The 15,419-nt window shown below is 71.1% G+C and carries 8 protein-coding genes and 1 riboswitch; of the genes, 6 read left to right on the top strand and 2 right to left on the bottom strand.

Going from position 1 to position 15,419, the window contains the following annotated elements; all coding sequences use genetic code 11:
• Positions 1–71 precede the first annotated feature (71 nt).
• The gene (gene cobT, locus QSK05_RS07885) at positions 72–1,211 is read left to right on the top strand and encodes a nicotinate-nucleotide--dimethylbenzimidazole phosphoribosyltransferase (RefSeq protein WP_285595485.1); all 1,140 of its coding nucleotides are present in this window, start codon (positions 72–74) and stop codon (positions 1,209–1,211) included.
• Positions 1,212–1,215: 4 nt separating this feature from the next.
• Entirely contained in the window at positions 1,216–2,523 is a 1,308-nt protein-coding gene (gene cobA, locus QSK05_RS07880; protein ID WP_352300425.1) for a uroporphyrinogen-III C-methyltransferase, read from the top strand.
• Here the strand turns inward: cobA and QSK05_RS07875 are convergent.
• The gene (locus tag QSK05_RS07875; RefSeq protein ID WP_285595481.1) at positions 2,505–3,101 is read right to left on the bottom strand and encodes a TIGR03086 family metal-binding protein; all 597 of its coding nucleotides are present in this window, start codon (positions 3,099–3,101) and stop codon (positions 2,505–2,507) included. The two genes, cobA and QSK05_RS07875, sit on opposite strands and share 19 nt — an antisense overlap.
• A gap of 64 nt (positions 3,102–3,165) precedes the next feature.
• Here QSK05_RS07875 and QSK05_RS07870 point away from each other — a divergent pair, with 64 nt between their 5' ends.
• Positions 3,166–4,020, top strand: a complete 855-nt coding sequence (locus QSK05_RS07870; RefSeq protein ID WP_285595479.1) for a helix-turn-helix domain-containing protein — start codon at positions 3,166–3,168, stop codon at positions 4,018–4,020.
• Positions 4,021–4,040: 20 nt separating this feature from the next.
• On the opposite strand, the gene cobN is transcribed toward QSK05_RS07870, so the two are convergent.
• Entirely contained in the window at positions 4,041–7,745 is a 3,705-nt protein-coding gene (gene cobN, locus QSK05_RS07865; protein ID WP_285595477.1) for a cobaltochelatase subunit CobN, read from the bottom strand.
• Between the two features lie 28 nt (positions 7,746–7,773).
• Positions 7,774–7,947: riboswitch (cobalamin riboswitch) on the bottom strand.
• Between the two features lie 68 nt (positions 7,948–8,015).
• Between cobN and QSK05_RS07860 the strand changes: the two genes are divergently transcribed.
• The 3 genes from QSK05_RS07860 to QSK05_RS07850 all read left to right on the top strand — a co-directional run bounded on the left by QSK05_RS07860 (position 8,016) and on the right by QSK05_RS07850 (position 15,377).
• A complete protein-coding gene (locus tag QSK05_RS07860) occupies positions 8,016–11,222 on the top strand; it encodes a DEAD/DEAH box helicase (protein ID WP_285595475.1) in 3,207 nt (1,068 codons plus the stop codon).
• On the top strand, positions 11,153–12,130 hold the full coding sequence (locus QSK05_RS07855) for an SWIM zinc finger family protein (RefSeq protein WP_502879745.1): 978 nt from the start codon (positions 11,153–11,155) through the stop codon (positions 12,128–12,130). The genes QSK05_RS07860 and QSK05_RS07855 overlap by 70 nt, the downstream gene beginning before the upstream one ends.
• A 226-nt stretch (positions 12,131–12,356) precedes the next feature.
• Complete coding sequence (locus QSK05_RS07850) at positions 12,357–15,377, top strand: MGH1-like glycoside hydrolase domain-containing protein (RefSeq protein ID WP_285595471.1); 3,021 nt, start codon at positions 12,357–12,359, stop codon at positions 15,375–15,377.
• Positions 15,378–15,419 lie beyond the last annotated feature (42 nt).

Genomic DNA, 15,419 nt, shown 5'->3' with positions numbered 1-15,419 from the left:
CCGGACGCGCACCACCGGTGGGACCCGGACAGCGAGGCCGGGCGCCCACCCCGAGATTTCCTGGAGCACCGATGACCGACGACCAGCTCGCCCAGACCCTCGCCGCGATCCGCCCCGCCGACCCGACGGCGCTGGCCGCGGCCCGAGACCGGCAGAACCGCCTGACCAAGCCCCACGGGGCCCTCGGCGTGCTGGAAGAGGTCTCGATCCGCCTGGCCGGACTGGCCGGCACCTGCCCGCCACCCGACCCCTCGCCCGCGGCGGTGGCCGTCTTCGCCGCCGACCACGGCGTGCACGCGCAGGGGGTCAGCCCCTGGCCGCAGGAGGTCACGGCCCAGATGGTCGCCAACTTCCTGGCCGGCGGCGCCGCGGTGAACGTGCTCGCCCGGCAGAACGGTGCGGCCGTGGTGGTGGTCGACGCCGGCGTGGTCACCCCGCTGGACGGCCTGGTGCCCGAGGGTGCTCTGGTGCCCGACGCATCCACCATCGAGCCGGGCGGGCAGCCTCGACTGGTCGAGCGCGTGGTGCGCCGGGGTAGTGACGACATCTCCGTACGCCCCGCGATGACCCGCGAGCAGGCTCTCGAAGGGCTCACGCACGGCATCACGATCGCCGGCGAACTGGTCGGGGCGGGCTACCGCTGCCTGGTGGCCGGCGACATGGGGATCGCCAACACCACCGCGTCCGCGGCCCTGATCGCGGCCTTCACCGGCACCGACCCGGCCGAGGTCACCGGCCTCGGCACGGGCATCGACGACGCGGCCCACCGGCACAAGATCGGCGTGGTGCGGGTCGCCCTGGCCCGCCGCACGGCCGAGGCGGAGAGCGACGGCACCGGGGACGACCCGGTCGCGGCGCTCGCCTCGCTCGGCGGCCTGGAACACGCGCAGATCGCCGGATTCATCCTCGGTGCGGCCGCCCACCGTGTGCCGATCGTGCTGGACGGCGTCATCTCCGGCGCGTCCGCCCTGGTCGCGGCCACGCTCGCCCCCGACGTGGTGGACGCCTGCCTGGCCGGTCACCGCTCGGCCGAACCCGGGCACGCGGTCGCCCTGAAACACCTGGGCCTCACCCCGCTCGTCGACCTGGAGCTGCGTCTGGGCGAGGGCAGCGGAGCCGTGCTGGCCCTGCCGTTGGTGCGGTCGGCCGTGGCCGTGCTGCGGGAAATGGCCACGTTCGACGCCGCGGGCGTCACCGAGAAGAGTTCCTGAGACAATGCCGCAAGTGGACAGGCCCTACCTTGCCGGCCTCGACCTGACGGGCCGTCGGGTCGTCGTGGTCGGAGGCGGAACCATCGCCCAGCGTCGTCTCCCGGCCCTGCTCGACGTCGGGGCGCAGGTCGAGCTGATCGCGCCCGAGGTCACGCCCGCGATCGAGGGCATGGCCGGCGCCGACGAGATCACCTGGCAGCGCAAGCGCTACGAGCCGGGCGACCTGACCGGCGCCTGGTACGTCATGGCCGTCACCGACGACCCGGCGACCAATGCCGCGGTCGCGCAGGAGGCCGAGCAGCGACGGGTGTTCTGCGTCCGCGCCGACCGCGGCGCCGGCGGCAGCGCCTCCACACCCGCCAGCGGCGAGTGGCGCGGGTTGCGCATCGCGGTGGCCAGCGAGTCGATCGGCCCGGGCTCCGAGCACGGCGCCGACCCGATCCGCGCCGCCGTCGTGCGGGACAGCCTGCTCGAATGGCTGCGCTCAGGAGCGGGCGACGAGATCCTGGCGGCCCGCAAGCAGGCCCGCGGCGAGCAGACCCGCGCCGACGCGGCCCCGCAGAAACTGCCCGGCGTGGCCCTGGTCGGCGGCGGCCCGGGCGATCCGGACCTGATCACCGTGCGTGGCCGCCGCCTGCTCGGCCAGGCTGATGTCGTGGTGGTCGACCGTCTCGGCCCACGCTCCCTGCTGCCCGAGCTCAGCCCCGACGTCGAACTGATCGACGCGACGAAACTGCCGCGGGGCCGGTCGATGTCGCAGGAAGCCATCAACGCCGCCCTGGTCGAGCACGCCCTGGCCGGCAAGTTCGTCGTGCGGCTCAAGGGCGGCGACCCCTACGTGTTCGGCCGCGGCTCCGAAGAACTCGAGGCCTGCCTGTCCGCCGGCGTACCGGTCCAGGTCGTGCCCGGGCTCAGCAGCGCGATCTCGGTGCCCGGCCTGGCCGGCATCCCTCTGACCCACCGCGGGGTCGCCCACGAGGCGGTCATCGTGTCCGGCCACCTGCCGCCCGACAACCCCGACTCCCTCATCGACTGGACCGCGCTCGCGAAACTGCACGGCACGATCGTCGTCCTGATGGGTGTGGCCAACCTGCCCGCGATCGCGAAGACGCTGATGGAACACGGCCGCGACCCCCGGACCGGTGTCGCCGTGATCCAGGACGGCTCGATGCCGGCCGAACGCGTCACGGTGTCGGACCTGGCGCAGATCGGGGAGGTCGCACAGCGGGAGAACATCCGCCCGCCCGCGATCATCGTCATCGGGGACGTGGTGAAGCGCCGGCCGACCGACCCTCAGGCGGCTTTCCAGTAAGGGTCACGCCCGCTGAGAGCGACGATCCGGTCGAGTGCGGGGGCGGTGGCGGGCACCTCGACGGCGTATCCGAAACTCTTGTCCGGCCCGCGGTAGTCGTCGGTGAGCAGGCTCGGGAGAAAATCCAGGGCGGCGGTGACGGCCTCGGCGGGCGGGTCCCAGTCAAGACCGGTGGACCGGGCCAGGTCGTGCCCGTGCACGACGTACTCGCTCAGGCACATGCCCAGCGACATCGAGCCGGGCATCGCCCCGCCGAACATCGTGACCGGCTGGTCGGCGACCCCCGCCGCGACACATGCGGCGATCCGCCGGGAGGCGTCCCGTAGCACGTCGGCGGCCTCGGACGGTGAGGCGGGCGCCTCGTAGCCGTCCACGTCGGGTCGCTCACCGCTGCCGTCGGGATGCTCGAAGGAGGCGGCGAAGAACTGGGCCCACGCCAGGATGTGGTTGCGCAGTACGGCCACGTCGAACTCCGGGCACGGGGTCGGCGCGCCGTACTGCGAGGGCTCGACCTCGGCCACCAGATCGGCCAGCTGATCGAGAACAGAGGTGAGGTACTGCCCGTGGCTCTGAGTCATGAGGACCAAACTAGGTGCGGGGTGCGACCGCGAGATTGAAGAACCGCGACACGAGGGCACGGAGATGGAACCCAGGAGCATCGACAGCATCGAGCAGGACAGCCGCGGCATCATCGAGCCGGGCGAGTTCCGGCGTCGCTACCGGCTCAACCGCTATCCGGCCGGGCCCGCCCTCGAAGGGCTGATCAGCTGGTTCTGGGTCGTTTCGTGGTCCCTGCCGCCGGGGGAGACCCACACCCAGGAACTCCTGACGCACCCGTGCGCGAATCTTTACGTCAGCCCTCAGGAGCCCACCACGGTGGACGACGACCTCGGTCCCACCGTCGCCGAACTCGAGGGCGTCGTGCTGAACCGCTCGAGCCGCCGGATGGCGGGGGAAGGCAGCTGCGTGGCCGCGATGACGACCCCCGGCGGCCTCGGCGCGTTCCTGACCGGTCCGGCCGGTCAGTACAACGACCGCACCGTCCGGCTGGGAACGGCTGTCCGCAGCGACGACGACATCCTGGTACGAAACATCGGACGGGCCCAGGGCGAGCCGGCCAAGGTCGACGTGTTGCGCACGGCCCTGGAGAACGCCGTGAGACCCGAGAGGGTCACTGCGGCGAGAGAGGTCGCTGCCACCGCGCGTCTCGCCGAGACTGACCGCACCCTGCGCAAAGTGGAACATCTTGCGCAGAAGGCGGGGACGGGCGTCCGTACGCTCCAGAGAATGTTCGCCGAGTACGCCGGGGTCTCGCCGACCTGGGTGCTGCGCCGCTACCGTCTGCTCGAGGCGGCCGAGGCGGTGCGCCACGGTGACCGGGTGGTGTGGGCCCGGATCGCCGCCGACCTCGGGTACAGCGACCAAGCCCATCTGGTGCGGGATTTCAGCGCCGCGATCGGCGCGACCCCGGCCGCCTACGCCCGGTCCCTGTCGTGAGCAGGAACCGGGCGTAGAGGTCACCGGCCCTCGAGATCGCCTTCCGTCTTCAGGAAGACCTCACGCAGCGCGTCGAGCATCTCCGGTGAGGGCTCGGCCCACAGCCCTCGCTCGGCGGCCTCCAGCAGGCGCTCGGTGATGCCGTGCAGCGCCCACGGGTTGGAATCGGTCATGAACTTCTGCGTGGCCTCGTCGAGCACGTAGGTCTCGGCGAGCTTGCCATACATCCAGTCCGCGACCACGCCGGTCGTGGCGTCGTACCCGAACAGGTAGTCCACCGTCGCGGCCATCTCGAAAGCGCCCTTGTAACCGTGCCTCTGCATCGCTGCCACCCAGCGCGGGTTGACCACCCGGGAGCGGAACACCCGGGAGACCTCCTCGTGCAGGGTGCGGGTGCGCACGGCCGAGGGGTGGGTGCTGTCTCCGATGTAGGCCTTCGGCGCCGTACCGGTCAGCGCCCGCACCATCGACACCATGCCGCCGTGGTACTGGAAGTAGTCGTCGCTGTCGGCAATGTCGTGCTCGACGCTGTCGTAGTTCTTGGCGGCAACGGCAATACGAGAGTAAGACTTCTCCATGTCGTCACGCGCCGGCCGGCCGTCCAGCCCCCGTCCGTAGGCGTAACCGCCCCAGACCGCATACACCTCGGCCAGATCCGCGTCGTCCCGCCAGGTGCGGGTGTCGATGAGCGGGAGGACGCCCGCCCCGTACGTTCCGGGCTTGGATCCGAAGATCCGGGTGGTGGCCCGCCGCGCATCGCCGTGGGCCGCAAGATCGTCCTGCACGTGAGCCCGCACAAAATTCTCCGCCGGAGACTCCTCGAGGGAAGCCGCCAACTGCACCGCGTCGTCCATCATCTGCACCACGTGCGGGAACGCATCGCGGAAGAAACCGGAGATGCGCACCGTGACGTCGATGCGCGGGTGCCCCAGCTCGGTCAGCGACATGGCTTCCAGCCCGGTGATCCGGCGCGAGGCGTCGTCCCAGACCGGCCGCACACCCAGCAGGGCCAGTACCTCGGCCACGTCGTCACCGGAGGTCCGCATCGCCGACGTACCCCAGACCGACAGGCCCACCGAGCGCGGCCAGTCACCCTCGTCCGCCCGGTACCGCTCGAGCAGCGACTCGGCCATCGACCGGCCCGTCTCCCAGGCCAGCCGGCTCGGCACCGCGCGCGGGTCGACCGAGTAGAAGTTACGCCCGGTCGGCAGCACATTGACCAGACCGCGCAGCGGCGAGCCGCTCGGGCCCGGGTGCACGAAACCGCCTTCAAGGGCGTGCAGTACGGCCGTGAGCTCGTCCGTCGTGCGCAGCAGGCGGGGAACCACCTCGGTCGCGGCGAAGCGGAGAATGGCCTCCAGCCCCTCGTGGTCGACCTGCGAGACATCCACCTCGGTCGAGGCGAACACCGACGAGATCACCGCCGGCACCGCGTCCGCCGACCAGGACGCGTCCGAGAGCGCCTGCACCAGGGCCTCGGCCGTGGCCTGGGCCGCGTCCACCTCTTCCAGGCCGTCGGTGTCCTCACCGACCGAACCCACCGACGCCTCATCCAGACCGAGTGCCTCACGCAGCCCGGGTAGCGACTGCGAACCGGCCCAGAGCTGACGGGCCCGCAGCATCGACGTGACCAGGTGCACGAGCACCGAACCGGTCGGTGCCTGGCCGAGAATGTGCAGCCCGTCGCGGATCTGGGCGTCCTTGACCTGGCAGAGCCAGCCGTCCAGGTGCAGGATCATGTCGTCGAACTCGGCCTCGTGCGGCCGCTGCGTCAGACCCAGGTCGTGATCGAGCTTGGCCGCGTGCATGAGCGTCCAGATCTGCGACTGGATCGCCGGGCCCTTGGCCGGGTCGAGGGCCGTGACCGAGGCGTACTCGTCGAGAAGCTGCTCCAGGCGGGCGATGTCGCCGTAGGAGTCGGCCCGGGCCATCGGCGGCACCAGGTGGTCGACCAGCGTGGCGTGGGCCCGGCGCTTGGCCTGCGTGCCCTCGCCCGGGTCGTTCACCAGGAACGGGTAGATCAGCGGCAGGTTGCCCAGTGCCGCGTCGGGCGCGCAGGACGCCGACAGCGCGAGCGTCTTGCCGGGCGTCCACTCCAGGGTGCCGTGCTTACCCAGGTGCACCACCGCATCCGCACCGAAACCGCCTTCGGAGGCAGGAAGGTTCAGCCAGTAGTAGGCGGCCAGGTAGTGGTGCGAGGGCGGCATCTCCGGGTCGTGGTAGATCGCGACCGGGTTGTCGCCGAAGCCCCGCGGCGGTTGCAGCAGCATCACCACGTTGCCCGCGATGATCGCGGCCAGCACGATGTCGCCGTCCGGGTCACCGCTCGACAGGGCCCCGCCCGGCGGGTCGACGAACATCTCGCCCGGTACCGCGCCCCAGTGCCCCTCGACCGACGCGCGCAGGTCGTCGGGCAGGGTCGCGAACCAGCGCCGGTACACCGCGGCCGGGATCCGGACCGGGTTGCGCGCCAGGTCGTCCTCGGTCAGCCAGTCCAGGTCCTGGCCGCCGGCCTCGATCAGCCCGTGCACCAGGGCGTCGCCGTCCATCGCCGCGAAACCCGGGAACGCACCTTCGCCCTCGGAAGGGCCGACGTCGTACCCCGCGTCCCTCATCGACGCCAGCAGGGCCAGTGCCGAGGCCGGGGTGTCGAGCCCCACCGCGTTACCGATGCGCGCGTGCTTGGTCGGATAGGCGGTGAGCATCAGGGCCACCCGCTTGACCGCCGGCGGAACGGCCCGCAGACGGGCGTGGGCCACTGCGATACCGGCTGCCCGCGCTGATCTTTCTGGGTCGGCGACGTACTGCGTGAGCCCGTCCGCGTCGACCTCCTTGAACGAGAACGGCACCGTGATCAGCCGGCCGTCGAACTCCGGGATCGCCACCTGGTTGGCGGCGTCCAGTGGGATCAGCCCCTCGGAGCTCTCCACCCACCGCTGACGCGAGGTCAGCGTGCTGATGGCCTGCAGGATCGGCACATCCAGCGCGGCCAGGGCGCCGATGTCCCAGGTGGAGTCGTCACCCCCGGCCGAGGCGTTGGCGGGCCGGTTGCCTCCGGCCGCGAGCACGGTCACCAGCAGGGCGTCGGCGGTGCCCAGCGTGGCCAGCAGGTCGTCGTCCGCCCCGCGCAGGGTGGCGCAGAAGATCGGCAGCGCCCGCCCGCCCGCGTCCTCGACGGCCGTGCAGAGCGCCTCGACGAACGCGGTGTTCCCGGCCACGTGGTGGGCGCGGTAATAGAGCACCGCGACGGTGGGACGGTCGCCTGTCACGGGGGGTCGCTCCAGGATTCCCCACAGCGGGGTGCCGGCCGGCGGCTCGAAACCGAATCCGGTCAGGAGCACGGTGTCGGTCAGGAACGCGTGCAGTTCGGCGAGGTTGCCCGGACCGCCCTCGACCAGGTACCCGTGGGCCTGGGTGGCCACCCCGACGGGAACGGTGGAGCGGCTCATCAGATCGGCGTCGGGCAGCGCCTCGCCGGAGAGCACGACCACCGGCACCCCCTTGGACAGCAGGGCGGCCAGGCCCTCCTCCCAGGCCCGGGTGCCGCCGAGCAGGCGCACCACGGTGACGGCCACACCGTCGAGCAGGCCGTCCAGGTCGTCCACGGACACCCGGTTCGGGTTGGCCAGCCGGTACGGAACGTTGCTGGCGCGAGCGCTGAGCAGGTCGGTGTCGGAGGTGGAGATGAGCAGAACGGGCTGCCGTTCGATGGGCACGTCGGTCACGAACGTCCTCTTCCTCGCCGTCCGCGCGGCGGGTTGCTGCGGCGTGGCACAGTCTCCTGGCTCGGCGTCCTCGTGAGGTCTCAGGCCTTCCAGCCCTGACGGGCCGTGACCATCGATCCAGAAACGTCACTCAGCGCTCACAGTGGCGCGACCGCGCCGGAATCTCACCGGCTTCCTGTCCACCACGCCGCTCGATTGTTCGGGGGTATCTGACGGTGCCACTGTGCCAGCCCGGCGCACGGCACCCAACCCCTGGCCTACCCTTGGGCGGTGTTCGTCGTCCATGCCTGGTGGTCTCCCGGCCCCGGTGATCCCGCAGACGACGGCTCTCTCCTTCTCTGGGCGGAAGATCCGCAGGTCCGCGCGGTGCCCGCCGAGCGCACCGGGCGCCGTCCCAAGGTGCGCGAGCATCCCTTCGACATTGCCGCCGACGAGCTCACGAAGACCCTCACCGACGTCTGCGGCCTGATCGCCGAGGGCTGGCAGGAGGGCACCGCCGACCTCGTGCTGCCCTCTTTCCAGCACGCCCCGGCCGGTTCGCCCGAGCTGCTCGACCTGCGCTCGGGCTGGGCGCCCGGCGCCTCCGGTCACGTCGAGGGCGAGTCGGCCCGGCTGTTTCCCGAGGTCCGGTGGCGGGTGGTCACCGTCTCGGTGCCCGCCGCCCAGGCGCCCGCGGTGCTCGACGGCCTGAAAGGGTCAATGGGGGACGCGGTGGCGCTCGGTTCCGACGTCCGTCACCTTCTCGCTCTGCTCGCCTTCTCCGAAGATCTGATCAGCAGGGGACGCGTGCTGCCGGTCGCGCTGGAGGCTCCCGACGGTCACGGGGTGGCCCGGTGGCGCCCGGTTCTCACCGGTGACGACGGGGAGTGGTTCCGGCACGCGGTCGCGACCCTGCCGCCCTCGTTCGGTGCGGCGCTGGCCTCCGGGGCGACCGGGGCGACCGGGGCGACCGGGTTCACGCCGGGCCGGTGTGCGGCCGCGGCGGTGGACGCCTTCGTCGACGTCGGGGTGCGGGCCCGGCTGCGTCCGGCCCGGGCGTCCGGCGGGCTCGGGCTGGCCGGCTGGCGGCAGGCCCTGCACGGCCCCTACCCGGCGTTCCCCGCGAACCGGCGCCAGATCGGCCAGCTGGTCACGGGTCTGGAGCAGTGGCAGGCCGAGGCGGTCTCCGGCGGTCTGGTCCGGGCCGGTTTCCGGCTGGTCGAGCCCACCGACGACGACATCACCAGCGTGCTGCGCCCGGGCGACGAGGAGCTGCGACCGGCCGACGAGGCGGCGATGTGGCGGCTCGAGTTCGGTCTGCAGGACGCCGATCAGCCCGGCCTGTTCATCCCGGCCCAGCAGATCTGGGACGCCGAGCTGACCCTGACCCGGCTGCGCCGCAACGCCCCCCGCCCGCAGGAGACGCTGCTCGCCGAACTGGGCCGGGCGCTGCGGCTCTTCCCGCCCCTGCGCGACGCCCTGCTGCAGGCCCGCCCGGCGCAGCTGCTGATGGAGACCGCCACCGCGCACCAGTTCCTGACCGAGTCCGCGGGTCTGCTGATCGGTGCGGGGTTCGGTGTGCAGCTGCCCGGCTGGTGGTCGAAACCGCAGCGCCTCGGCGCCCGGCTGCGCGCGGGCACCCCGCCCCAGCCCGGAAGGATCGAGGGCTCACCGGTCTTCCGGCAGAATGACATCGTCGAGTACGACTGGCGGCTGTCGATCGGCGACCAGCAGCTGACCGACGACGAGGTGGCCCTGCTGATCGAGTCGCAGGCCCCGCTGGTGCGGCTGCGCGGTGAGTGGATGCAGGTCGATCCCGAGAAACTGCGCAAGGCCCGGGCCTTCCTGCGCAAGCGGCGCAAGACCGGTCCGGAGACGATGTCGATCGCCGACGTGCTCTCGGTGATCGGCGCCGGCTCGGAAGGCCCGGCCGGGCTCGAGGTGACCGGGGTGGACGCGTCGGGCTGGCTGGCCGACTTCCTCGCCTCCGCGGAAGATCGCCAGTTGCAGCCCTTCACGGTTCCCGAGGGATTCGTGGGCGATTTGCGCCCGTACCAGGAGCGCGGCGTGGCCTGGCTGTCATTCCTGGAGAACCTGGGCCTGGGAGCGGTTCTCGCCGACGACATGGGCCTGGGCAAGACCGTGCAGCTGCTCGCGCTGATGGCCGCAGACGCGCCGCTCGAGGATACGGGGGACACCGGGGCAGACCTGATCCCCGGCCCGACCCTGCTGGTCTGCCCGATGTCGCTGGTCGGGAACTGGCAGCGGGAGGCCGCGAAGTTCACGCCGGGGCTGCGGGTTCACGTGCAGCACGGCGCGGACCGTCCGCAGGGCGAGGAGTTCCACGACGCGGTGAGCGGTTGCGACCTGGTCGTCACCACCTACTCGCTGCTCGCCCGCGACGCGGTGACCCTGCGCAAGTACGCCTGGCGGCGCATCGTGCTCGACGAGGCCCAGGCGGTGAAGAACGCCGCGACCCTGGCGGCCACGGCTGCCCGTTCGCTCACGGCCGGGCGGCGGATCGCGGTCACGGGTACGCCGGTGGAGAACCGGCTGGCCGACCTGTGGAGCCTGATGGAGTTCGCCAATCCCCGGGTGCTCGGCGACCCGGCCGATTTCAAGAAGCGCTACGCCCTGCCGATCGAGCGGGTCGGGTCGGACGAGGCCCGGGAGAAGCTGCGGGCGGTGACCCAGCCGTTCATCCTGCGCCGGGTGAAGACCGACCGCACCATCATCAGTGACCTGCCGGAGAAACTGGAGATGGAGGTGGTCTGCACCCTGACGTCGGAGCAGGCCGCGCTCTACCAGAACGTGGTCACCGACATGCTGGCCCGCATCGAGAACAGCGAGGGCATGGAACGGCGCGGTCTGGTGCTGGCCACCATGACCAAGCTCAAGCAGGTCTGCAACCACCCGGCCCAGTTCCAGCGCGACGGCAGCCGGGTCGCGGGCCGTTCGGGCAAGCTGGCCCGCCTCGAGGAGACGCTGGACGAGGTGCTCGCCTCGGGTGAGAAGGCGCTGATCTTCACCCAGTACGCCGAGTTCGGCGAGATGCTACGCACCCACCTGACCGCGAGATTCGGCCGCGAGGTGCTCTTCCTGCACGGCGGGGTGCGAAAGACCCAGCGCGACGAGATGGTCGCGCGGTTCCAGGAAGAGCGTCCGGACACCCCGCCGATCTTCATCCTCTCCCTGAAAGCCGGCGGCACCGGACTGACCCTCACCGCCGCCAACCACGTCATCCATGTGGACCGCTGGTGGAACCCCGCCGTCGAGGACCAGGCCACCGACCGGGCCTTCCGGATCGGGCAGTCCCGCACCGTGCAGGTGCGCAAGTTCGTCTGCGCGGGCACCCTCGAGGAACGCATCGCCACCATGATCCGCGACAAGCGAGGGCTGGCGGCCTCGGTCGTCGGCACCGGCGAGAACTGGCTGACCGAGCTGTCCACCGCCCAGCTGCGCGAACTGCTGACCCTGGATCCCGAGGCGGTGGGCTGATGGCCGGCTTCGAGCAGTACGGCAAGCCCCGCCAGGTGGAGAACGGCCTGACCGCCCGCAGCGCCCGGGGCGACATCGGCGAGCAGTGGTGGTCGCGCCGGTTCATCGGGGTGCTCGAATCCTTCGCCCTGGGCACCCGCCTGACCCGGGGCCGCGCGTACGCCCGTAAGGGGCAGGTGGTCTCGCTGGAGGTCGGGCCCGGGGTGGTCACGGCGCAGGTGCAGGGTTCGCGGGTCACGCCCTACCGGGTGCGCATCGGCCTGAAGAAGTTCACCCGGCTGGTCTGGGCCAAGGTCGAGGTGGTGCTGGCCGAGCAGGCGCTGTTCAGCGCGCAGCTGCTGGCGGGGGAGTTCCCGCGCGAGCTGGAGCCGGTGTTCGCCCAGGCCGGCGCGCCGCTGTTCCCGGGGCGGCTGGCCGACCTGGACCTGGCCTGCACCTGCCCTGACGGGGCCGTGCCGTGTAAGCACATCGCCGCCGTGTTCTACCTCCTGGCCGAGCGTTTCGACGACGACCCGTTCCTGGTGCTGCTCTGGCGCGGACGGGACCGGGAGGTTCTGCTCGACCAGTTGCGTGAGCTGCGGGGTGACGAGGAGCTGCCCGAACCGGTCGGTGAGGTCACCGACGAGCCGCGCGCCACCGCGTCCCCCGTTCTGGGAGCCGCCCTGGCGTTGACCGAAAGCGATCTCGCTCCGGTGGTTACCGGTCGCAAGCGGGCCAAACCCGGCCCTCCGGGCGGTGATGCGGTGATCTTCTGGACCGCGGGTCAGTTGTTGCCGATGCCCAGTCATCCGGAGCTGCCGGTCGATCTACTGTTGCGTCAGTTGCCGGTCCCGGGCTCCGCACTCGGTGGCGCCCCCCTGGTGGACGACCTGGCCGGTCTCTACCAGGCGATGACCGACCGGGATTGACCGTTTTTGCCCGCGATACAACGAATTCCGACGGTGAATACTCTCCCGGCACGGGCGTGCGAGGCGGGATTCCGCGGGTCCGGCGAGGCAGTCTTGGGCAGTGACCTCCGAGCAGAAGCCCAGACGCCAGAAGTCGGCGCGCCGACGAGCCGATGGTCCCGGGTCGCGGCGGGCAGATCCGAAGGCGGCTTCTCAGCCCGATGTGAAGGCTGATGCGAACGCTGATGTGAACACTGATGTGAAGGGTGCGCCGGAGGAGGTGCAGGAGCGCGCCGGGGTTGCCGAGGAGAAGAGGATGGCAACGGCGGCGGCGGAACCGGACGGGTCGGGATCGACGGATATTCCCGCTCCGCGGTCTGCCACCCAGGCGGTGAGGGCAGCCGGAGAGGACGATCAGGAGAGCCGGGAACGGAAGCGGCAGGCCGAGGAGCGTGAGGTGGCCGAGGCGATGGCCGCCTACTGGTCGCACGGCACGCCCAGCGACGACGAGGTGCCCTCCGACGATGACCAGCGCGGTGGACGCCGGTCGGGGTGGGGCGACGGGGGCGTGTCCTGGGGGCTGCCCGCCGAGCCGACGGCCGAGCACGACCGGCTGGCCGAGTCGCCGGGGCCGGGCAGCCCGTGGCGTCAGTGGGGGCCGTACCTGTCCGGCCGGCAGTGGGGCACCGTGCGGGAGGACTACACCGCCGACGGCGACGCCTGGTCGGCGTTCCCGTTCGAGCACGCGCACGCCCGGGCCTACCGCTGGGGTGAGGACGGGCTGGGCGGGATCAGCGACCGTTTCGGCTTCCTCAACTTCTCGGTGGGCCTGTGGAACCGCAAAGACCCGATTCTCAAAGAACGTCTGTTCGGTCTGACGAACGGCCAGGGCAACCACGGTGAGGACGCCAAGGAGTACTGGTGGGCGGTCGACGGTACGCCCACGCACAGCTGGATGCAGTGGCTCTACCGCTACCCGCAGGCCGAGTACCCCTACCAGCAGCTGAAGGACGAGAACGCGCGGCGGGGGCGGGACGAGCGGGAGTACGAACTCGGCGACACCGGGGTGCTCGACGGGAACCGGTTCTTCGACGTCATGGTGACCTACGCCAAGGCCTCGCCCGAGGACATCTGCATCAACATCCGCGCGACCAATCACGGCCCGGCGGCGGCACCGCTCGACCTGGTGCCGCAGATCTGGCTGCGCAACACCTGGACCTGGGGCCGGGATCCGCGCCGCGGCCACATGCACCAGCTGATGCCGCCCACTCTCGCCGTCGGCGGGATGGAGGCGCTGGAGGTGAAGCACGGTTCGCTCGGCACCTACTACCTGGCCGCCGAGGGCTCACCGGTCTTGCTGTTCTGCGACAACGAGACCAACGCGGTGTCGCTGTTCGGGGCGGGGCGCAACATCAGCCCGTACCCGAAGGACGGCATCAACCAGCGCATCGTGCACGGTGACCCGCAGCTGGTCAACCCGTTCGACGAGGGCACCAAGGCGGCCGTCTGGTACTCGTTCGACGCCGTCGAGCCCGGCCAGTCCGTCACTGTCCGGCTGCGCCTGACCCGGCAGATGCCCGAGAGCAACACGTTCGGGGCCAGCTACGAGGCCGTGATGAAGGCCCGGCGGCGGGAGGCGGACGAGTTCTACGGCCGGGTGATCCATCCGGATCTGTGCGCTCAGGACCGGCACGTGGCCCGTCGCGCCTACGCCGGTCTGCTCTGGGGCAAGCAGCTCTACCGCTACGACGTGGAGCAGTGGCTGGAGGGCGATCCGGGCAGCGCCACCCCGGCCCCGGAGTCGCGCCGGGCCAAGGGAGGCCGTAACACCACCTGGCGCCAGGTCTCGCTGGCCGACGTCATCTCCATGCCGGACGAGTGGGAGTACCCCTGGTTCGCAGCCTGGGACCTGGCTTTTCACGCGATTCCGCTGGCCCACGTCGATCCCGACTTCGCCAAGGAACAGCTCGTGCTGATGTGCCGCGAGTGGGCGATGCACCCCAACGGCCAGCTCCCGGCCTACGAATGGGCCTTCGGCGACGTGAACCCGCCGGTTCATGCCTGGGCCGCGTGGCACGTCTACCGCATCGACGGGTACCGCGACCGGGAGTTCCTCATCCGGGTGTTCACCAAGCTGCTGCTGAACTTCTCCTGGTGGGTCAACCGGAAGGACTCGACCGGGTCGAACATCTTCGAGGGTGGCTTCCTCGGGATGGACAACATCGGCCTGTTCGACCGTTCCGCCCCGCTGCCGCCGGGTTTTCGGCTGGAGCAGTCCGACGCCACCAGCTGGATGGCGTTCTACTGCCAGCAGATGTTCAAGATCGCCCTGGAGCTCAGCCGTTACGACAAGGCCTGGGACGACACCGCCACCAAGTTCCTCGAGCACTTCCTGGCGATCGCCCGGTCGATGACGAGTTTCGGGTCGCACGAGGTCTCGCTCTGGGACGAGGAGGACGGCTTCTTCTACGACGTGCTGGTCGGGCCGGACGGCAGCGCCCAGCCGATGCGGGTGCCCTCGATGGTCGGCCTGCTGCCCATTCTCGGCGCCACCGAGGTGCCGCCGTGGATCAACGAGGAGTGCCCCGACGTCACGGCCCGGCTGCGCTGGCTGCAGCGCCGCCGGCCGGAGCTGGTCGGGCCGCTGCTGTTCGCCAAGGGCCCGGGGGAGCGCAAGATGCTGCTCTCGCTGCTCGATCCCGAGCGCCTGCGCCGCATCCTGGAGCGGATGTTCGACCCGGGACAGTTCCTGTCCCCGTACGGCATCCGGTCGATGTCGGCCGGTGTCCGCTCCGGCGTCACCACGGTCATCGACGGCCGCAGCGCCTCGATCGAGTACGAACCAGGAGAGTCCCGCACCGGTCTGTTCGGCGGTAACTCGAACTGGCGGGGCCCGGTCTGGTTCCCGGTGAACGTGCTGCTGGCCGACAAGCTACGCACCTACGGCCGGCACTTCGGCGACACCTTCACCATCGAGATCCCCACCGGTTCGGGCAACCACCGCACCCTGAGCGAGGCCGCCGACGTGATCGACCGCGGTCTGGTGGCCCTGTTCCGGCCCGTCGACGGCAAGCGTCCTTCCGACGGCGAACGCATCGAGGCGAGCGACAACCCGCTGTGGGCCGAGCACCCCACGTTCAGCGAGTTCTTCGACGGTGACACCGGGGAGGGCCTGGGCGCCACCCACCAGACCGGCTGGACGGCTCTGGTCGCCCACCTCCTGAATCCCCGTCTCCCACCCGACCCCCGCCAGCGCGGCTGGGCCTGACCACGAGAATGCCGCCCCCGAAACGACGCCCGGACCGACGCC

The organism is Kineosporia sp. NBRC 101731 (genome assembly GCF_030269305.1).
Lineage (GTDB): Bacteria > Actinomycetota > Actinomycetes > Actinomycetales > Kineosporiaceae > Kineosporia.
Note: the sequence above shows the minus strand (reverse complement) of the source record. Positions and strands in the feature narration are given on the sequence as shown.